This window comes from Streptomyces sp. 12E, from assembly GCF_055633275.1.
Genome location: NZ_JBVNCJ010000001.1, coordinates 7,022,284 through 7,041,714, shown reverse-complemented (window position 1 = coordinate 7,041,714; position 19,431 = coordinate 7,022,284). Strand labels below are relative to the sequence as shown.

At 74.1% G+C, this 19,431-nt stretch carries 18 protein-coding genes; 3 read left to right on the top strand and 15 right to left on the bottom strand.

The genetic code is table 11. The annotated features are described in order from the left end of the window. Positions 1-38 precede the first annotated feature (38 nt). From ACZ8ZB_RS32395 to rpsR, 3 genes are read left to right on the top strand one after another with little or no spacing between them, the layout of a single operon-like run. Positions 39-293 carry a type B 50S ribosomal protein L31 gene (locus tag ACZ8ZB_RS32395; protein ID WP_470741127.1) on the top strand — a complete coding sequence of 85 codons (255 nt, stop codon included), beginning with the start codon at positions 39-41 and terminating at the stop codon, positions 291-293. Further along, on the top strand, positions 293-1,447 hold the full coding sequence (locus ACZ8ZB_RS32390) for a CobW family GTP-binding protein (RefSeq protein ID WP_470741126.1): 1,155 nt from the start codon (positions 293-295) through the stop codon (positions 1,445-1,447). The genes ACZ8ZB_RS32395 and ACZ8ZB_RS32390 overlap by 1 nt, the downstream gene beginning before the upstream one ends. A gap of 52 nt (positions 1,448-1,499) precedes the next feature. Beyond that, the gene (rpsR, locus tag ACZ8ZB_RS32385) at positions 1,500-1,736 is read left to right on the top strand and encodes a 30S ribosomal protein S18 (protein WP_470741125.1); all 237 of its coding nucleotides are present in this window, start codon (positions 1,500-1,502) and stop codon (positions 1,734-1,736) included. 161 nt (positions 1,737-1,897) lie between these two features. On the opposite strand, the gene ACZ8ZB_RS32380 is transcribed toward rpsR, so the two are convergent. The 15 genes from ACZ8ZB_RS32380 to ACZ8ZB_RS32310 all read right to left on the bottom strand — a co-directional run bounded on the left by ACZ8ZB_RS32380 (position 1,898) and on the right by ACZ8ZB_RS32310 (position 19,413). Beyond that, positions 1,898-2,209: a hypothetical protein gene (locus ACZ8ZB_RS32380; protein ID WP_470741124.1), complete on the bottom strand. Its 312-nt coding sequence runs from the start codon at positions 2,207-2,209 to the stop codon at positions 1,898-1,900. 528 nt (positions 2,210-2,737) lie between these two features. Continuing rightward, a complete protein-coding gene (locus ACZ8ZB_RS32375; protein WP_470741123.1) occupies positions 2,738-3,538 on the bottom strand; it encodes a class I SAM-dependent methyltransferase in 801 nt (266 codons plus the stop codon). Between the two features lie 80 nt (positions 3,539-3,618). After that, entirely contained in the window at positions 3,619-4,833 is a 1,215-nt protein-coding gene (locus ACZ8ZB_RS32370) for an aminotransferase class V-fold PLP-dependent enzyme (RefSeq protein WP_470741122.1), read from the bottom strand. Positions 4,834-4,838: 5 nt separating this feature from the next. Next, a complete protein-coding gene (locus ACZ8ZB_RS32365; RefSeq protein ID WP_470741121.1) occupies positions 4,839-6,176 on the bottom strand; it encodes a pyridoxal-phosphate dependent enzyme in 1,338 nt (445 codons plus the stop codon). Next, positions 6,173-7,669 carry a Y4yA family PLP-dependent enzyme gene (locus ACZ8ZB_RS32360; protein WP_470741120.1) on the bottom strand — a complete coding sequence of 499 codons (1,497 nt, stop codon included), beginning with the start codon at positions 7,667-7,669 and terminating at the stop codon, positions 6,173-6,175. The genes ACZ8ZB_RS32365 and ACZ8ZB_RS32360 overlap by 4 nt, the downstream gene beginning before the upstream one ends. A 115-nt stretch (positions 7,670-7,784) precedes the next feature. Next, complete coding sequence (locus ACZ8ZB_RS32355; RefSeq protein ID WP_470741119.1) at positions 7,785-9,548, bottom strand: ABC transporter ATP-binding protein; 1,764 nt, start codon at positions 9,546-9,548, stop codon at positions 7,785-7,787. Continuing rightward, positions 9,545-11,284 carry an ABC transporter ATP-binding protein/permease gene (locus ACZ8ZB_RS32350; protein WP_470741118.1) on the bottom strand — a complete coding sequence of 580 codons (1,740 nt, stop codon included), beginning with the start codon at positions 11,282-11,284 and terminating at the stop codon, positions 9,545-9,547. Before ACZ8ZB_RS32350 ends, ACZ8ZB_RS32355 begins: the two co-directional genes overlap by 4 nt. After that, entirely contained in the window at positions 11,281-12,405 is a 1,125-nt protein-coding gene (locus ACZ8ZB_RS32345) for a SagB/ThcOx family dehydrogenase (RefSeq protein WP_470741117.1), read from the bottom strand. The genes ACZ8ZB_RS32350 and ACZ8ZB_RS32345 overlap by 4 nt, the downstream gene beginning before the upstream one ends. A 35-nt stretch (positions 12,406-12,440) precedes the next feature. Then, positions 12,441-13,820: a YcaO-like family protein gene (locus ACZ8ZB_RS32340; RefSeq protein ID WP_470741116.1), complete on the bottom strand. Its 1,380-nt coding sequence runs from the start codon at positions 13,818-13,820 to the stop codon at positions 12,441-12,443. Then, positions 13,817-15,298 (bottom strand): CocE/NonD family hydrolase, encoded by a 1,482-nt coding sequence (locus tag ACZ8ZB_RS32335; protein ID WP_470741115.1) that lies wholly within the window; start codon positions 15,296-15,298, stop codon positions 13,817-13,819. The genes ACZ8ZB_RS32340 and ACZ8ZB_RS32335 overlap by 4 nt, the downstream gene beginning before the upstream one ends. Beyond that, on the bottom strand, positions 15,295-16,149 hold the full coding sequence (locus ACZ8ZB_RS32330) for a hypothetical protein (RefSeq protein WP_470741114.1): 855 nt from the start codon (positions 16,147-16,149) through the stop codon (positions 15,295-15,297). Before ACZ8ZB_RS32330 ends, ACZ8ZB_RS32335 begins: the two co-directional genes overlap by 4 nt. 92 nt (positions 16,150-16,241) lie before the next feature. After that, a complete protein-coding gene (amiA, locus tag ACZ8ZB_RS32325) occupies positions 16,242-16,355 on the bottom strand; it encodes a streptamidine family RiPP (RefSeq protein WP_470741113.1) in 114 nt (37 codons plus the stop codon). 57 nt (positions 16,356-16,412) lie between these two features. After that, entirely contained in the window at positions 16,413-17,234 is an 822-nt protein-coding gene (locus tag ACZ8ZB_RS32320) for an ABC transporter ATP-binding protein (RefSeq protein WP_470741112.1), read from the bottom strand. A 20-nt stretch (positions 17,235-17,254) separates the two neighbouring features. Beyond that, the gene (locus ACZ8ZB_RS32315; protein ID WP_470741111.1) at positions 17,255-18,262 is read right to left on the bottom strand and encodes a FecCD family ABC transporter permease; all 1,008 of its coding nucleotides are present in this window, start codon (positions 18,260-18,262) and stop codon (positions 17,255-17,257) included. Next, positions 18,259-19,413: a FecCD family ABC transporter permease gene (locus ACZ8ZB_RS32310; protein ID WP_470741110.1), complete on the bottom strand. Its 1,155-nt coding sequence runs from the start codon at positions 19,411-19,413 to the stop codon at positions 18,259-18,261. The genes ACZ8ZB_RS32315 and ACZ8ZB_RS32310 overlap by 4 nt, the downstream gene beginning before the upstream one ends. Positions 19,414-19,431 lie beyond the last annotated feature (18 nt).

Genomic DNA, 19,431 nt, shown 5'->3' with positions numbered 1-19,431 from the left:
CCTGCCACCGGCCCGCCCCGACCCGAAGGAACCGCTCCATGAAGCCTGGAATCCACCCCGCGTACGGTCCCGTCGTCTTCCGCGACCGCGCCGCGAACTACGCGTTCCTCACCCGCTCCACCATGACCAGCGACAAGACGATCGACTGGGAGGACGGCAACACCTACCCGGTGGTCGACGTCGAGATCTCGCACGTGAGCCACCCCTTCTACACGGGAACCGCCCGAGTCCTGGACACCGCCGGGCGGGTCGAGCGGTTCGAGCGCCGCTACGGCCGACGGGAGGCGAACTGATGCGGGACGAGGCCCGCCTGCCGGTAGTGATCGTCGGCGGACTGCACTCGGATGCCCGCGGGAGGGTCGTGGACCGCCTCCTGCGTGCCGTCCCCGGCAGCGTCGCCCTCCACCACGACCTGTCCACGGCCGCCCGGGGCACCGTCCTGCGCCAGGTACGCGACGCCTCGGGCGAGCTGTCCCGCGGCGACGCCCCGCTCGTCAACGACTGCGCGTGCTGCTCGCTGCGCGAAGACCTGGTTCCCGAGCTGGAGCGGCTCGCCGACGCCGGCCTCACCCGGCTCGCCGTCGTCGAACTGTGGGACTCCGTCGAACCCAGGGCGATGGCCGAAGTCGTCGTCGCCCACGGCGCGGGGAAGGTCCGTCTCACCAACGTGATCACGGCGGTCGATCCCGCCCTCGTGCTCCCCTGCCTCGCCAACGGCGACGACCTGGCCGAAGCGGGACTCGCGGTCGGCGCGGGCGACCAGCGCACCGTCGCCGACACCTGGGCCCGGCAGCTGGAGTACGCCGCCGTCGTCGCCCTCGTGGAAAGCGAGGAAGCCGACAACGAGGACCGCGCGCTCCTCAGCCAGCTCCACCCCACCGCCCGCCAGGTGAACACCGAGTCCGCGGAACTCGCCCGGCTGGCCTTCGCCGGTTTCGATGTGGACGCGGCCGCCGCCGCTCAGCACCCGGCTTGCGCCCTGCTCCCCCAAGAGGCGGACGAAGCGGGAGTCGCCACCTTCGTCTGGCGCCGCCGTCGCCCCTTCCACCCCGAACGCCTCTACCAGGCACTGGAAGACCTCTGCTGCGCTGCCGCCCGGAGCCGTGGGCGGTTCTGGCTCGCCGACCGCCCCGACACCCTGCTCGCCTGGGACGCCGCCGGCGGAGCCCTGAGCGTGGAGAACGCCGGTCCCTGGCTGGCTTCCCTGCCCGACGCCGCCTGGGACCTGGTCCCTCCCGTACGCCGGACCGCAGCCGCACTGGACTGGCACCCGGAGCACGGCGACCGCTGCCAGCACCTCGTCTTCACCTCGCCCGGACTCGATCGCGACGGGCTCGCACGACTCCTCGAGTCATGTCTGCTCACCGATGCCGAGTACGCCGCGGGACCCGAGGCGTGGAAGCACCTGCCGGCCGCGTTCGACACCCTCCTCGCCCCCGTCCCCTAGCCCCCGGGCCGCGCAAGCCGATCCCTCCACCCCCAAGACAGAAGGACCGCCCATGGCCCGCCTCCAAGACCCCCGCAAACCCGTGAAGTCCCGTCCCAACCCGCTGGACGCGGCCGGGATCACCTACATCGACTACAAGGACACCGATCTGCTGCGGAAGTTCATCTCCGATCGCGGCAAGATCCGCAGCCGCCGGGTCACCCGCGTCACGGCCCAGCAGCAGCGGCAACTCGCCACGGCGATCAAGAACGCCCGCGAGATGGCACTGCTCCCGTACACGATCCGGTAGGGCTGAACACGGCTGCGCCACCGAAAGGTTTCCCAGTCCACTCGTCACAGGCGCTTTGAATTCGCGAAGCACCTTCACCGTGGGAGGAGTGGCAGCGCGCAAGAGAATGCACCCCCGTATCGGAGGTGCATTCTCTTCTCCCGGTTCGCCGTAAGGAGCGCTTAATGGTCGTCCCAGTGGCCATCGTGAGCCGCATGCCGGTGCCCGTCGTGCACGTAGTCCATGTGATCGCCATGGGGTACCGCCACATGCCCGCAGCCCTCGCCGTGCGTGTGGGCGTGACTGCTGTGCTCATGGTGCTCGCCGGCCTCGCACTCGTCCGTGTGACCCTGGTGGTCGCGGTGCAGATGACCGTCGTGCACGTAGTCCACGTGGTCACCGTGAGGTACTGCCACATGCCCGCAGCCCTCGCCGTGCGTGTGCTCGTGTCCGGGGTGCGACCGGTGTTCCAAGGCTGTCGCCACGCTGATCATCTCCGCGGGTTCATGCCGCCGCGCACCACGCACGGCGCGTCCGGAGCCATTTGCTGCCCGTGTACGCAACATTGCCACAGGAGACACGCGTCAGCAAAAACTCCCGCACCTTGAATCATAAAACGGTTTTCGATGCGAATGCCGGCATTGCGATTCCGGGTTCGCGGCGCACGTGAGAGTTCATGCCGTCCGGTCGATCACGCACGTAGCCGCACGGGGCGGTACGGTTCGGATCCATTCTCCGCGGCGCGTTTCGGCGGTCCTGTCGTCGGTCCGCGGTGAACCGCAGGTGCGGGGCGACGCCGCGGAGTTCCTCGCAGGTCTCCTCGATCTCCCGTTCGGGGCCGGTCCGAGCGGCGACTCACACCCGGCCTGCGGCGCACGGGCCGGCCCCACCAGTGCCTCGCCCCTCGTGACGGCCTCGCCGTGCATGCCGGACGGTCCTCGGCGCGCCTGATCCCAGCCCGATGGCGACACCGCGGCCGAGCGATGAGTCCGGCCCTCCGAAGCGGCTGTCCCCCCGCGGACTCATGTCCCGGCGGGAGCACGGACCCCGCGCGCGTCGCCCATGACCGCCACCAGTACGGCGCTGTCGCCGAACTGCCAGACCGGCGCGACATGGGCGAAGCCCGCCCGGCGCAGCAGTTCGGCGTGGCGGCGCACCGTCACCCGCTCGTCGCCCCCGCTGCCGGCGTGGACGGCCTGGCGCCGTCCGCGTTCGTCGAGCAGGTCGGCCAGTTCGGGGTCCCGGGCCGCGGCGTCCCACCAGGACCGCCAGTCCTCCCGTGCGCGGCCGCCCGTGCGCTCGGACCTGCGACGGCCCACATGGGCGGTGAGGCCCGAGCACTCCGGCGCGTCCGGCGGGAAGTGGTCTCCGTTGACGAGGACGCCGCCGGGGCGCAGCAGGGACGCCAGGGAGCGGTACGTGCGCAGCAGGGCCTGCTCGGGCAGGTAGTGCAGCGCGGTCGTCGAGACGGCGGCGTCCAGGGGGCGTTCCAGCCCGAGGGCATCGGTCCAGCCCTCCTCGCCGATGACGGTGTCGACGTAGCGGGCGGCGTCGGCGTGGTGGGTGCGCCCCAGTTCCAGCAGGAGGGGGTCCATGTCGGCGGCGACGATCTCGGCGTGCGGGAAACGGGCGGCGAGCCTGGCGGCCAGGGAACCGGGACCGCACCCCAGGTCGAGCAGATGGGGGCGGGCGCGGTCGGCGACGACGTGCTCGACGACGTCCGCGATCACGGTGAACCGCTCCTCGCGGTTCACCGCGTACTGCTCCTGCTGCCTTTCCCAGCGTTCCACCCACATCCTGGCCGCCGCCATGCTCACGCCCATCGCTTGCGCCACCTCATCCGTTCCTCGTCCGTCCGCGGGCACGGACGAATCTACAGGTGGAAACGGTTATCAGTTGCCATTCACTCCAGCGACGCGAGGACGGTCAGCAGACGGTCGATCTCCTCCACCGTGTTGTACACGTGCAGGCTCACCCGTACCGACCCGTCCCGCTCGTCGGCACCGGCCTGGCAGAGGCTGTCGGCACGGACCATGAAGCCGTGGCTGTAGAGGATGAACCCCAGGTCGTCGGAGGGGATGTCGCGGTGCCGGAAGGTGACGATGCCGTGGCGGCGCTGGGCCGCGGCGAGTGCGGAGTCGGCGGCCAGACTCGCCGGGCAGCCGAGGACCTCGTACGGGCCTAGGCGCCTGAGCCGGTCGGTCAGCCGGGTGGTGAGCGTGGTCGTCCAGCGCGCGATCCGTTCGACTCCGGCGGCGTCGAGCCAGTCGAGCGCGGCCCGCAGGGACACGATGCCCACCGTGTTGGGCGTGCCCTGCCATCCGTCCGGCCGGAACACGGGCCCTCGCGCGTTGCGCGCCCAGACGGCTCCCGTGCCGGGCAGAGCCATCGCCTTGTGCCCGGAGAAGACCACGAAGTCGACGTCCAGGACGGGATCGTCGAGGCGGACGGGCAGGTGGCCGACGCTCTGCGCCGCGTCCAGGCAGATCGGCACGTCCGGGCCGACGGCCTCGCGGATGCGGTGCACGTTCATGTCGCCGCCGTAGACGTGGTGGACGTGGGTGGCGGCCACGAAGCGGGTCCGGGGGCCGATGACCTCGCCGAGGGCCCGGTGGTCGTAGTCGCCGGATACCGCCTGGTACGGCAACGCCCGTACGCGGACGTCGACACCGCGCTCGGCCAGCAGTCGCCGGGCCTCGAGCCAGGGGTCCAGGTTGGCCCGGTGGTCGGCGTGCGGCACGAGGATCTCGTCGCCGTCGGTGAGGTACGGGACGAGCCAGTCGCGGGCGACGGTGCGCAGGCCCTCGGTGGTGCCGCTGGTGAAGTGGACGCCGGAGCGGCCCGGTTCGGGGTCGTGGAGGAACTCCTTGACCCGCTCCCGGGTCGATTCCACCAGTTCCGTGGTCCGGTTGGCCCAGGGGTAGGTGCCGCGGCCCGCGTTGGCGTTCGACGTGGTGAGGTAGGTCCGGACGGCCTCCAGGACGGCTCGCGGCTTCTGGGCGGTCGCCGCGCTGTCGAGGTAGGCCAGCTCCGGATGGGCGGTGACGATGGGGAACTGCTCCCTCAACTCCCTTTGCCAAGACGGGTCCTCGGGCTCCGCCGCGGGAAGCGGGTGCATCGCGCTCACTCGCGCACCAGCGGTGCGCCCGCGTCCCGCCAGGCGACGATCCCGCCGGCCAGGCTGCGGACGTCCGGGTGCCCCATCCGGGTCAGTACGGCGGCGTAGCGCAGCGACTTCTCCCCGACGGGACAGGCGAGCAGCACGGGCGTGCGCTTGCTGAAGGGGAGCCCGCCGCGGAGCAGGTCCTCGAACAGTTCGTCGACGATGTTGAGCGAGCCCTCGATGTGCAGGGCGGCGTAGGCGTGCGGGCTGCGCAGGTCGACGACGAGCGGCCGGGGATCACCCGTAGCGGTCCAGCGCCGGGCGTCGTCCACGCCGACGACGCGGGCCTCCGCACGGGCTTCGGCTTCCGTGACGGCCGAAGCCGAGCTCCCCCGGTCCGTCCGGCCCAGGAGTTCCGGGCGGCGTCGGCGCACGTAGCTCAGGTAGCTCTCGGCCCGGTCGCACACGATGAAGACAGCCGTCCGGCGCCGCCCCGTCCCGTCCAGCTCGGCGTCGGCGTTCCGCAGGTGCCGTACCGCTCCCTGGTAGGCGGCGCCGCCGGTCGGTCCGGACAGCAGTCCGCAGCGGCGGATGAGGGTGAGCATCCCGTCGATGGCCTCGTCGGAGGTGACCGACTCGATGGTGTCGTACGTCGCCGGGTCGAACAGGCCGACCTGGTGGACCTCGTCGATGGTGCGGATGCCGGGGATGAAGTCCGACTTGTGGGCGACCAGGCCGAGGACCCTCACCTGAGGGTCGTGCTCGCGCAGGACCCTGGCGACACCGGTCGACGAACCGGCCGTGCCCACGCAGGCGATGAACCAGTCCGGCACCCGGCCGTCCAGGTCCTTCACTATCTCGGGACCGGTGCCCGCCGCGTGCGCCTCGACGTTGCGCGGGTTGAAGTACTGGTCGGTGTGCAGGTAGGTGTTCCCCGGGTCGGAGAGCGCCCGGTGGAAGTGGGTCAGCGGGTCGTCGGTGTCGGTCGGGTCGAGGCACTCGCTGCGCCCGGGCAGTTCCTCGATCTCGGCACCGAGGAGCAGGAGGAGTTCCTTGATCTCGGGCACGCGCATGCGGTTGGTGACGCTCTTGAACCTCAGTCCGTGCATACCGGCCAGCAGGGCCAGGGCCTTGGCCGTGTTGCCGCTGGAGAGCTCCACGACCGTCCCGTCGCCGTCGGCGGCAGTCTCCAGGTGGGGCCGGGCCATGTGCCAGGCGGGCCGGTCCTTGACGGATCCGAACGGGTTGAGCATCTCCAGCTTGGCGTAGAGGTCGATGTGGCGCAGCCCGTGCACGGCGGGATCGATGCGCACCAGAGGTGTGTTGCCGATGGCCTCCGTGATGCTGTCGTACCTCATCCGGGTGTTCCCCCCAAGGGTGTGATCGGCCAGTAGTCCTCGTCCGGGCACCAGCGCCAGGAGTCGCCCCGCCGCTCCACCGCGACCGTCCGCGCGACCGGCTGCCGCTGTGCGTGGTGGGCGTGGAAGTCCATGGCGTATCCGGCGGTGTTGGCGAAGGCCAGCAGGTCGCCGACGCCCGGCAGCCGGGGCAGGAAGACCAGGCGGCGGGTGATGAGATCGCCTTCCAGGCACAGGTTGCCGGTGAGGTAGACGCCGACCGGTTCCTCGTCACCCGCCACCGCTTCGCCGCGCGGCAGCAGCACGGGGTCCACCAGGACCCCGTGCTCCTCGAGGCTCATGTCTCCCGCGTTCATGCCGAGGTGCACCAAGTACTGCCCGGAGTCCGTGTCCGCGGGGCGTACGTCCAGCACCCGGGCCAGCGACAGTCCGCACTGGTCGACCAGGGAGCGGCCGGGTTCGACGTACAGGTCGTGGAGGTGTTCCAGGAGGAGGGTGGCCGGCGGCCGGCCCAGTGCCGGTGCGGGCAGGGAGAGCAGCTCGTCGAGGTAGCCGGGCCCGGCGGTGGGACGGTGCGCGGGGTACAGCGCGGCCGTCCCGCGGACCGTGCCGCCCTCGTTGCGCAGCCCGTAACCGTGACCGCGCCAGGTCAACGGCGGGCGGACGCCGAGCACCGCCTCGGTCAGCGCGGTGGTCCACCGCTCCCACTCCCCCGCCTCGGCGACGTAACCGACGCCGAATCCGCCCCCGATGTCGAGGGCGCGCGGCGCGAGTCCCCGAGCCCGGCACTCGTCCATGAACAGCACGCACTGCTCCAGCGCCCGTGCCTTCTCCTCCACGCCGGTGGTGTCGAGGTGGTAGGCGGCGCCGGTGAACTCCACGGCGTCCGCGTTGTGTTCGAGCGCCGACAGCAGCGCCTCCGTGTCGCGCACCGGGGTGCCGAAGCGACTGCGCCGGGAGAGCAGCCGAGTGCCCGCTCCCCCGTGGCCGGCTGCGGATTCGAACCCGGACAGGCGCACCAGCACGGCGGCCCGGCCGAGACCGTGCGTGCGCACCAGGCCGCAGAGCCGTTCCAGCTCTCCGGGTGAGTCGAGGTTCACCGTCGCTCCCACGCGCGCCGCCAGCCAGAGGAACTCGGCGTCCTTGGGGCCGGTGGCCATGATGCGGTCCCCGGTGAACCCGCACCCCAGTGCGTGCCTCAGCTCCTCCAGGGAGGCGACGTCGACGCCGACGGCGGCCGGGTCCTCGGCCGCCAGTCTCCGCAGCAGGGCGCTGGACCGGTTCGCCTTGTGCGCGAAGTACACGCGCCCGGTCAGACGGTGACGCCGGTAGACCGCGCGGAAGCGGGCGGCGTTCTCGGCGACGGCCTCGGGGAGCAGCACGTTGAGCGGTGATCCCAGCGCGTCCACGAGCGAGTGCAGGAAGGGCCGGTCCGTCAGCAGTGAGGCGAGCGGCGGATCCACCCTCGGCCTCAGATACAAGGGCGCATCCACGTGAGACCCCTCCCCGTCCCTGCCGACCGCCGCTGCGGCGATCGTTCGGGAGTAGTCGTTTCCAGGTACACCCGTCCCTAAGCCTCACCGCCCCGGGTCCCTGGGCGGCCCGTGCTCAGGAGGGGGTGGTGGCGAGTATGCGGTTGAGCGCGCTGCCGGGACGGCTGGTGAGTTCCTCCCAGGTTCCCTCTTCCGTGACGCGGCCCCTCTCGAGGACGGCGATGCGGTCGGCACGGCGGATGGTCCCCGGCCGGTGTGCGATGACGATCGTGGTGCGGCCCTCCTCCTGCAGCGCGGTGGCGAGTTGTGCGTCGCCTGCGTTGTCCAGATGGGCGGTGGACTCGTCGAGGATGAGGACTCTCGGGCGGACGAGCAGTGCGCGGGCGAGGGCGACGCGGGCCCGCTGGCCTCCCGAGAGCGTCGCGCCGCGCTCGCCGACGAGGGTGTCCATCGGTGCGATCAGATCGACGCCGCACAGCCGTGCCGCTTCGGCGAGCCGGCCGTCGTCCGCGTCGGGTGCGGCGAGCCGAAGGTTTTCGGCGAGGGTGCCGTGGAAGAGGGGCGTCTCCTGTCCCACGAGGACGACCGCACTGCGCAGTTCCGCGTCGCTCACCTCCCGAACGTCCACGGGGTCGCCGTGGGCGGGGACCAGCCGGACCGTTCCCTCGGAGGGGTCCCAGAACCGGGCCAGCAGGTGGGCACAGGTGGACTTGCCGGCGCCCGAGGCTCCGACCAGCGCGAGCGTCTGCCCGGGGGGCACGGTCAGATCGACACCGTCCAGCACGGGCAGGCCACCGTAGTCGAACCTCACGCGGTGCAGCCGGACACCCAAGGGACCGGGTGGCAGGGCGCGGGGCTCGGCGGGCGGCGGGGCGAGGGCGGGAGCTTTGACGGCCGCGCCGACGCGGGAGGCGGCGGCGCGCAGTGCCACGGCCTGGCTCAGGGCGCGGGCCGATTCCGCGACCGGGCCGAGGACGGACAGGGCCAGGGCCATCGCCGCCGGGGCCCATGCGCCGTGCAGCCGTCCGGAGGTGACGGACTGCGCCGCCGCGGCGACCACGCCGAGGACCGCGACCACGATGAGGAGGTCGCGGACCGCGGCGGCGACGGCCTCCCACGTGACCTCGGCACGCTGGGCGTCGCCCACCTGCCGCCCCCGCTCGGCGAGCCCCCGGCGGCGTTCCGCCAAAGCTCCGAAGGCGAGCAGTTCGCGCAGTCCGTCGACGGTCTCCACCGTGTCGGCCGACAGCCTCGTCGCGGCCGTCCGGGTGCGGCTGCCGCGTTCCGCGCGTCCGCGCGCGTCGGCGAAGGGCGCCGCGGCGAGCAGGGCCGCGACCGGCAGCACGGCCGCCAGCAGCCACGGTTCCACCGTGGCGAGGACCGCGGAGCCACTGGTGAGGACCGTTCCTGCCGCCAGCAGTTGGGCGGTGGTGTGGGCGTAGAAGAACTCCAGCGCCTCCACGTCGGCCATGGCGGTGGCGGCCAGGTCACCGCTGCGCCGGCCCGCGACCCGGGCGGGTGCGCTGCGGGCGAGTCCGTCGAAGACGCGTACCCGCAGTACGGCCAGCACCCGGTAGGCCAGGTCGTGGGAGAGGTCCATCTCCCGCCAGGTCGTCAGGGCGCGGACGAGGACCAGGGCGACGAGCGCGGTGACGGTGGCGGCCGAGGGGGCGCGCCCTTCGATGACGGCGGTACCCACGGTGTGCGCGGCCAGGGTCAGCAGCGCGACGAGGGAACCCTGTTCGAGGAGGGCGGCGGCGCAGGTACGGGCCGTCATGGCGCGGTGGGCGGCGAGGGCGGGGAGGAGGGCCCGCAGTGCACCCCGTGCGGGTGCGTCCGCGTGGGTGGTGGCGGTGTCGGTGGTGGCGGCGGTGCTCATGCGGCGAGTTCTCCTCGGTGGGCGCGGCCCGCCTCGACGAGCCGCGCGTAGACGCCGTCGGCCTCGACCAGGCCGGCGTGCTCGCCGACGGCGTCCACCCGTCCCGCGTCGAGGACGACGATGCGGTCGGCGTGCCGGACGGCGGCCAGCCGGTGGGCGACCACCAGGACGGTCCGGCCGCTCACGGCGCTCAGCAGTTCCCGGACGATGTCCGCCTCCCGGCGTTCGTCGACCGCGCTCGTGGCCTCGTCGAGGACGAGGACCGGGGCGTCCGCCAGCAGGGCCCGCGCGAGGGCGAGCCGCTGCCGCTGGCCGCCCGAGAGGGTGGCACCGCGTTCGCCGAGGACGGTGGCGTAGCCGTCGGGAAGGGCGGTGATCTCGTCGTGGACGCCGGCGACGCGCGCTGCCCGGATCAGGTCGTCGTCCGTGGCGCCGGGCCGGGCCAGGCGCAGGTTGTCGGCGATGGTGGCGTGGAAGAGGTACGTCTCCTGTGAGACGACGGCGATGCCCTGCCGCAGCGAGTCGAGCGCGTACTCGGTCGTGGGGCGCCCGTCGAGCGTGATCCGGCCCTCCTGCGGGTCGTGGTGGCGCAGGAGGAGGGCCAGCAGCGTGGATTTTCCCGCGCCGGAGGGGCCGACGATCGCGGTCGTCCGTCCCGCCTGCGCGGTGAAGGAGACGCTGTCCAGGGCAGGCGCCGGTGCGCCGTCGTAGGCGAACAGGACGTTGTGGAAACGCACTTCGGGCGGGTTCGTCCAGTGGGCGGGGACCTCTCCCGTGTCGGGGACGGCCGGCTCGGCGGTGCGCAGGGCCGCGAGACCGTCCGCGGCCGACGCCCCCAGGTATCCGGCGTGCCATTCGCGGGCCAGGTCGCGGACCGGCCGGAAGCACTCGGAGGTCAGCAGCAGCACCAGGTAGGTGCCGGTCGCCGTGGTGGATCCGGTGACGGCCGACCAGCACGCCAGGAGCGCGGCGGCGACGGTGCCGCCCTGGATGGCGAGGTCGGTGATGCCGGTGTCGACCAGGGACACCCGCAGTTTGGCGACGGTCGCCCGGTGCAGCGCCGCGGACCGCTCCTCCAGACGTGCGCGGGTGCGCCCGACAGCGCCGGCGGCACGGAGGGCGGGCATGCCCTGGAGCGCCTCCAGGTAGTCGGCGCCCAGCCCTTCGTAGGTGTCCCAGTGTTCCTTGCCGCGTGCGGCGAGGAGCCGGTCCCAGGCGCGCGGCCCGGCCAGCGCCAGGAGCAGGGCGGGGACCAGGCCGAGGAGGGCCCACGGTTCGGCCGCGGCCAGGGCGGCCAGTACCAGGGGCGGCACGGTGAGGGTGACCAGGAGCTGGGGCAGGTAGCGGGAGACGTAGGCGTCGACGCCCTCCACCCCGTCGACGAGGGTGGTGCGGACGGCTCCGGCCCTCGCGGTGGTCAGGTGAGCGGGCCCCAACCGGCCCAGGTGAGCCAGGAGTCCGTCCCGGAGGGCCACCCTGACCCGGGCTCCGGCACGGTTGGCGGTGCGCCGCTGCCACACGGCGAGCCCGGCCCGGGCGGCGACGACGGCGAGCACCGCGGCCAGCAGCCAGGGGAGCCGGCCGGTGTCACCGCGGGCCAGGTGGGCGAGCGCGAGGGCCAGCAGTGCGGCCTGCGCCAGGTGGGTGAGGGTGACGGCGCCCTGCAGGAGGGTGGCCGCAAGCAGGGGGCGCCGTGCGCGTCGGGCGGCGCGGCGCAGCTCGGGGTGGACGATCACGTGGTGTTCTCCTCGTCGGCGTGGTGGGTGCCGAGGGCCAGCGCGTGCACGACCCAGTCCCGGCCCTTGGCGTCGCCGAGCGCGGCGCCGAGGTCCGCCTGCTGCCAGGAGCCGACGGGCCGGGCCGCCAGACCGTGACGCAGGGCGGTGACGTGAGCCAGGTGGACGGCGAATCCGGCCCTCAGATGGGCACGGCGGATGTGCGCGGCGTCGGCGTCCGCGGGGCAGCCGTGGGCGAGCAGGACGGCGCCCGCATCCGCGATCCACACCTGGCCCGCGGCCCACGCCGCGAGTGTCGGGCGGGCCTCGCCCGCCGCGTACCGCCGCAGGGTCGTGCCCTCGGGGGCCGGTTCCACCAGGCCGGGTCGTGGCGGGCCGACGGCGGCGCACCAGCGCAGGTCGCCGGTGCTCGCCCGTGCGGCGGTGGTGAGGACCGCCCGCAGCGCGTCCTGGGACGGGGCGCCCGGCATCGGCGGTGGGGTACTGCGGCGTGCCAGTAGTTCGGCGGGGGTGGGCGGGCCCCCCGGCGGGCCCGGGACGCGGGCGCTGTCAGCCGGGTGCATCGGGCTCCGCCCGTCGGGCGGCGGGATGTGCACGACGGCCAGAGGGTCTTCCGCGCGTCCGTCCAGCCGTACCCCGGGCTCGTCCGCACCCAGCGCGCGGGCCGCCAGGAACAGCGCCGCGGCGGCGTGTCCGGTGTCCAGCAGCAGCAGGGGCCAGGCCCGGTGGCCGTAGTGGGAGACCGTGCGCCGCGCGGTGACGGAGAGTTCGGCGGTCACGCCCGGCGGCGTGCCGTCGGGTCGCCGGCCGAGACGATGGACGCGGTGGCGCAGCGGGTCGTAGCCGTAGCGGCCGGGCGGCAGGGAGCAGCCGGTGCCCACGACCAGTTCGGTGTCCACCGGGTGCAGCGCGCCGGCGGACGGCGTGGGCCTGAGGCGTCCGGAGGTGTCCGCGGCCGCCAGGGACAGACGCAGCAGGGCCCGCAGGTCGAGGTCGGCCGGGCCGGCCTCCGGGACCGGGCGCGGCGGCCCCGGCCAGGCCCGGACGGCTGCCCCGGCGGGTGTGCCGGGGCCGGGGCGTTCCGGGGAGCGGGCACGGGCGAGGGCGGCGACGAGGTCCACCGGTCGGTCCTCGCGGAGGTGTTCCACGGTGGCCCTCACATGTGCGGCGGAGGCGCCAGCGTGAAGTCCTCCGGCGCGCTCGGCGGGGTGGTGCGCCATCCCCGCGCGACGGCGGCCTCGGCGAGGCGTCGGCAGCCGAAGTAGCCGAAGGCCGCGGGGGCGTTGGGCAGGAGTCCGGAGACGAGGACCCGGGCGACGCGCAGGGGCGTCTCGGCCACGTCCTCGGTGGTGAGGTCGAAGGTCATGACACGGTGACCGCCCGCGTGCAGCGCGCTCTCCAGCCGCTCCCGGCTGCCGGGCTCGACCTGGCCGACGGACACGGTTTTGAGCGCGGGCTCGGTGAACCGCCGGGCCTCGGCCGCCATCCGCTCGTCCAGCCACACCTGCACGTGCGCGCCCAGGTCCCGTACGTGCTCGAACCGCTCGCCGCACGCGTCGAGATAGCGGCCGTCGGCCCGATGGTCCAGGTACAGCCCGCGGGCGAGCAGTCCGGCCTCGACGGCCTGGAACACCCAGCCGTCGGGGTCGGTCAGGCCCTGGGTGAAGACCCAGGTGTGGACCGCTTCGAGGACGGCCTTGCGGACGGCCTCGGCCGGGTCGTACTTGCAGGCGAAGCCGGCCGCGTACAGGCCGAGGCGCGGGTCGTGCACGAGTGCGGCCATGCAGGGGGCGAACTCCGAGTGCATCTCGACGATGTGGACGTCGAACGCGGAGCCGGCGAGGTCGTCGGCGAGGCCGGGCACGCTCGACGGGTCGATGCCACGGGCCGGACCGTCCAGGTGCCACCACAGTTCCAGGGCGTCGCGTTCGACGGTCTCCAGCAGGCCGCGTTCGACGGCGTCGTCGAGACCCTGGCCGGTGGCGATGCCGGCGTAGTTGAGGTGGTGGGTGCGGGGCAGCTCGCGCAGTTCGCCCTGGCGCCAGTTGAGGTGGGTGAGCGCGACGGGTGCCCACACCTCCGCCGTCCGTCCGCCGGGCAGCAGTTCGGTGCCGCGCGTCCACAGGGCCGGGGTGCCGGGGGTGAGGGGGCGGTAGGGGAACTTCTCCCGGGCGTACTGCCAGTCGGCGTACGCGGGCAGATCCCCTGGACCGTACAGACGCAGGCCCTTCTCCAGCAGTTCGGCGGCGGTGGCGCGCACGGGGGCGTCGGGGTGGCCGGGCGGCGGTACGCGGTTGCCGCAGTACCGCTCTATCCCCTCGGCTATCGCGGCGACGCGGGCTTGCTCGGGATCGCCGAAGGTGGTGCCGAGGGAGACCCGGTCGGCGGGCCACAGGCCGTGTCTGCGGGCGTCGGAGACCTCGGCCGTGAGCGCGGTGTAGCGGGGTGGTGCGCCCGCGGGGTGCTCGACGGGCGCGACCTTGCGGACGATGCCGCAGACGGGGTCGACGAGTGCTTCCAGCGACAGCGTCGTCATCGGAGGATCTCCTCTGCGGGGTCGACGGGGGTGGGGCGGGACGGGAGCGCGGGCAGGCTCAGCACCACGCTGTCCGGATCGACCTCCCGCCGGGAGGCGAGCAGCCGGTCGGCCGTCATCGGGTCGTCGTCGGTGTGGGGATTGCGGGCGTGGGCCGGGAAGTGGTGTCCGGCGATCTCCAGGCGCAGCCGGGTGCCGACCCGCAGCCGGCGCGCGAGCCGGCCGAGGTCGACGGTGAACGCGGCCTCGCGGCCGACCGGTTCGGAGCGCCGGGCGACGCCGACGGCGAGCCGCTCGGCGGTTCCTTCCGGCGTGAGCGTGACGAGCCGGGCGGCCCAGTCGGCGGACGGCGTGTGGGCGGTGGCCCGCAGTCCGACCCGCACGGGTCCGACCACGTCGAGCGGACGCGGCAGCGGCGAGGTGACCAGCAGGCAGCGGTCGGGCGGGCCGTCGGGCGGGACGGTCAGGTCGTCGGAGCGGACGGGCCGGTCGGGGTCGGCGGTGAAGGCGGAGCCGTGCAGCGGCCGCAGCCGTGGTGTGCGCGGTTCGCCGTCCGTGCCGGCGGGCAGCCACAGGCCGGCGCCGCCGAGCGCCACCGCGCCGTGGCGGCCGGGGGCGAGTTCACCGGTCAGGGCGCGGCGGGCCCAGCGCACGTACAGCTCGCCGAGGTTCACCCGGTGGGCCGGGCCGGCGTCGGGTCCGGGCGCGGTGACGAGGCCGTGCCCCCATGGGCCCAGCAGCAGCCGGGCCGAGGGCCCGCCCCAGGCGTGCCACAGCGCGAGGGTGTCCTCGGTGAAGTGGTCGTGGTGGCCGCCCACCGCGAGCAGGGGCACGTCGGCGTGCGGCGCCCGCGAGAGGAGGCGGCCGCGCTCGCGGTGCCGCCACAGGCCCGCCCAGGAGGGCAGGTCGCGGCCCAGCCGTTCGGGGAGGCCGGTGAGCGGCAGGTGGGTGAGGAGTCCGGGGTCCGCGGCGAGGGCCTTGTCCAGCGCGCTCTCGTCGGAGTCCCGCCGGTCACCGTGGGCGGCCCACCATCCGGCGCGGGACAGCAGCCGCTCCACGCCGGACGCCTCGCGCGCCGTTTCGGCCGCGCCGAGGGCCGGCACGGCGGCGATGACGGCGTCGGGCCGGGCGTCTTCGGGAACGTCGAGGGCGAGGACGAGGGCGCAGTGGGCCGCGTAGGAGGCGCCGACGGCCACCAGTCGGCCGTCGCTCCACGGCTGCCGTCGGATCCAGCGGACGGCCGCCGTGCCGTCGGCGGCCTCGTTCTCGTACGGGTGCCACTCCCCCGGCGACGCGAACCGGCCGCGCACGTCCTGGACGACGGCGGCGAATCCGCGGCGGGCCCAGCCGCGCGCCTCGGCCCGGTGCCGGGTCCGGTCGTAGGGGGTACGTACCAGGACGGCCGGGAAGGGACCGTCGCCGGCCGGGAGCAGCACGTCGGTGGTGAGTTCCTCCACCGTCGCGTCGAACGCCGTCATCCGTCCTTCCTCGGCATCGGTGCGACGTCGGGCACCGGGAGGACGGGGTGCTCGGTGACGGTCAGCGTGCGCAGGTCCACGCGGCGGAGCCTGCGCCGGGCCGGCAGGCCGGCCGTGTCGGGGGCGCCGGTGGCCCACCGGCCGAGATCGTCCGCCAGCAGCGCCGCGAGCAGCGTGGCGGCGGGTGGGGCGAGCCGGACCGGCGCGCCGGAGGTACGGGGTCCGCTCCAGTACGCGGCCAGTTCGCGGTGGGCGGGGGTGGCCGCGAGCCGGCGGGACCGGACGTGCGCCGAGGTGACGTCTCCGGGAGCGGCGGCCACCGGCTCGACGTACGCCTGCCAGCCTTCGCGGTGGCAGCGCAGCCACGCGACGCCGTGGTCGGGCAACCGGTCGGCGGCGTCCCACAGCCCGTCCGGCACGGGTCCGTCGAGGCACCACACGACTGCGGAGGGGTCTCCGTCGAGCAGGTCCTCGACGCCCGCCGGCGGCCGGTCGGAGGCGGTCACGGCCGGAGTCGTGCGCGGCCGCGCGCCCAGGGCGGCCAGCTGCACGGCGAGCGGTTCGGTCAGTACCGGGTCACCCAGGAGCCGGATGTCCCGGCGAGCGGCGGGCCACTCCGAGTGCAGCGGTCCTTCCGCCAGATAGCCGGCCTTCTCGAACGCCCGCACCACACGGTCGAGTTCCTCGCCCCCCGAGCCTGTGGTCACGCCCGCGAGCCGGGAGAGCAGGACGTTCTCGTCGGCCTCCCCCCTCCTGACGCTGAAGAACTCCCCTTCGGGGGTACGGACGGCGAGTCCCCGCCCGGGCACGGCGACGACCTCGGCACCGGGGACGAGACGACTGCGGGACACGACGATCCTCCTGACGAAAGGGTGGGGAACGGGCGTGGGCCCGCCCGGAAGGCAACGGGCGGGCCCACGGTCGAGGGTGGGTGGCCCCTCGCTTACTCCTCGTCGTCGTCGAAGGGGTTCTCGACGAGCGCGTTGGAGTGGGAGGCCGAGGCGTGGGCCAGCTGCCCCTGGTCGGCGATGGGCGTGAAGATCTGCTCGTTGTCCATGAACTCTCCTTTTTCGCAAGGGAGATGCGGCGTTCGGATGAGCGCCGCAGTCACAATCTAATGAATCTGATTTTCATATTCTAGAGAGGGGAGAGGGTGATCTGGGTAACACACCGGCCAGCCCCCCTCGGGGTCCCGACCGACCCGGCCGGCCACCTTCAGCACGTCCGCCAGCAATGCCGGCGTCACGACCTCCTTCGGTGTTCCGTCGGCCACCACGCGGCCGTCGCGCAGGGCGACGATGCGTTCGGCGAACCGGGCGGCGTGGGCCAGATCGTGCAGCACCATCACCACGGTGAGTCCGCGCTCCTCGCGCAGGCGCACCACCGTCCGCAGCACGTCGAGCTGGTGGTGCAGGTCCAGGTAGGTGGTCGGTTCGTCGAGGAGCAGGACACGGGTGTCCTGGGCGAGCGCCATCGCGAGCCTGACCCGCTGCCGTTCGCCTCCGGACAGCGCGTCGACGTCGCGGTCGGCCCACTCCTCCACCCCGACATCGCGCAGCGCCCGGTGCACGACGGGGTCGTCGCCCTCGCGCAGCATGCCCAGCGGACCGCGTGCCGCGTACCGCCCCTGACGGACGAGGTGACTCACCGTCATGCCCGGGACGGACGGCGCGGACTGGTGCAGCAGCGCCACCCTCCGGGCCGTGGCGCGCCTCGACAGCCGGGCGAGGTCGTCCTCCCCCAGCAGCACGCGCCCTTCCAGAGGTCGCAGCAGTCCGGCGGCCAGCCGCAGCAGGGTCGACTTGCCGCAGCCGTTCAGGCCGATGAGAGCGGTCAGTTCACCCGGACGGACGGTCAGGTCGACGCCCCGCAGCACGGGTCGTCCCGGGTAACCGAAGTGGACCCCCTCGACGTGGATCCCCACGGACTCGGTCATGCTCTGTCCTTAAGTCGACTTCAGAACGTACGGCTCGGCGTGCGGCGCACGACGACCAGCAGCAGCGCGGCGCCGAGGCAGGTGGTGAGTGCGCCGACCGGCAGCGCGAGCCGTCCGGAATCCAGCGCCACCGCCAGCAGCCGCGAGGACAGCTGCGCCGCCGCGTCCGCCCCGCACACCACGACCGCACCCACCAGGGCGGCGCCGGGAAGACTCACCCGCAGGTCCGCGCCGAAAACGGCCACGGCCAGGTGCGGAGCGAGCAGCCCCACGAAGCCCAGCGCTCCTACGGCGGCCACCGCACCCGCCGTCAGCGCCACCGCGCACAACAGGGCCAGGGTCCGGGCCGGGCGGGCGGAGAGGCCGGCGGCGAGGGCGATGTCGTCCCCGCAGCGCAGCAGGGTCAGCGGCCCGGCCAGGAGCCAGGCCGCGATCCCCCAGGCGAGCGCCCACGGCCACAGCAGGTGCCAGTGCTGCCACACCCGGCCCTCCGTGGTGCCCACCAGCCACTGGACGACGCTGCCGAGTTCGCCCGGCTCCACGAGCAGCACCATGGCGGTGAGTCCACCGAGGACCGCGGACACCAGGACTCCGTGCACGGCGGTCTGCGCGGGATCGCCGCGCCCGCGACCGGCCAGCAGCCACAGCAGCAGCGCTCCGGCGCACCCTCCCGCGCAGGCTGCGAGGACCACGGCCAAGGGCGAGTCCCACCCGGCCAGTCCCAGGGCCGTGGCGGTGACGGCGCCGAGCACCGCCCCCGGGGTGACGCCCGTCACCTCCGGCCCGGCGAGGGGGTTGCGCAGGGCGGACTGCAGGACCAGTCCCGCCACGGCCAGGCAGGCGCCCGCGCAGAGGGCCACCAGGAGTCTGGGCAGGCGCAGTTGGAACAGGATGTGGCGTTCCGTCGCGTCACCGCCCCCGTTGAGGACGTCCCAGACCGTCCCCGGGGACATGCCGCGTCCGGCCACCACTTCCACTCCGGCGCACACGACGGCCAGCGCCGCGAGCGCCGTGAAACGCCGAGTCACCGTACGTCCTCCGTTCTGGTTGTCCTGGAAGGGGGCGGGCAGGCACCGCCGGGCCCGCAGCGCCCGGACTCGTCCCGGCGGGCGTTGTCCGACGCTCCGGCCCCGGGGACTTCGTCCGCCGCCCCGGGAGTCGCCCCCCGCGGTCCGGGCAGCGGTTCGCGCACAACGGCCGGGGCGGCCGGTCCGGGCCGGGCCGCCCGGCCGCGACCGCCCGACCGCATCAGCACGATCCCGGCCGGCACCCCCAGCAGGGCCGTCCAGGCGCCGGCCGGCGTCTCCACGGGCGCCAGCGCCAGCCTGGCCGGGACATCGGCGACCGTCACGACGACGGCGCCCCACGCGGCGGACCAGGGCAGCCAGCGCACCGCCCCCGCCGCGGGGCTGAACCGACGGGCGAGGTGCGGGGCGAGGAAACCCACCCACGCGACGGGCCCGCACACGGCCGTCACCGGGGCGATCAGCACCACGGCGACGGCCAGCGCGGCCAACCGTGCGCGATGGGCGCGCACGCCCAGCGCCTCGGCGTCCTCGTCGCCCAGCCGCATCACCGCCAGCACCGGCGCACACAGCACGAGGGCGGGGACCGCGACGAGCAGCCACGGCCACAGGCCCGTCACGTCGTCCCAGGTCCGGGCGGAGAGGGAGCCGAGCAGGTAGCGGTAGATCAGCTGGAGGTCGAGCTGGTCGGCCATGACCATCAGCACGAGCAGCGCGGCCTGCAAGGCGGCCGCCACCGCGGCACCGGTCAGCAGCACGGCGGACGGACTGCGCCCCAGCCCGGCGACGAGCAGCGTGAGCCCGCCGCCGAGCGCGGCCCCGCCGATGGCCAGCAGCGGCTGGACGGCGGCGGGCAGCGAAAGGGCCAGCACCAGCGGCGCGGCCACCCCCAGCGCGGCCCCGGACGACACGCCCAGCATCTCCGGCACCGCCAGGGGATTGCGCAGCGCCTCCTGGAGCACCAGTCCGGCCGCCCCCAGACAGGCTCCGGCGACGAGCGCCAGCACCAGACGGGGCACACGGAGTTCGACGACGACGATCCCGGCGAGCGTGGTGTCCCCCTCCAGCACCGCGGCGGCCAGCCGGTGCGGCGGCACGTAGGGGGTGCCGAGGCTGAGCGCGCAGACCGAGGAGACGGCCAGCAGTACGACCACCAGGAGCGGTTGCCACCG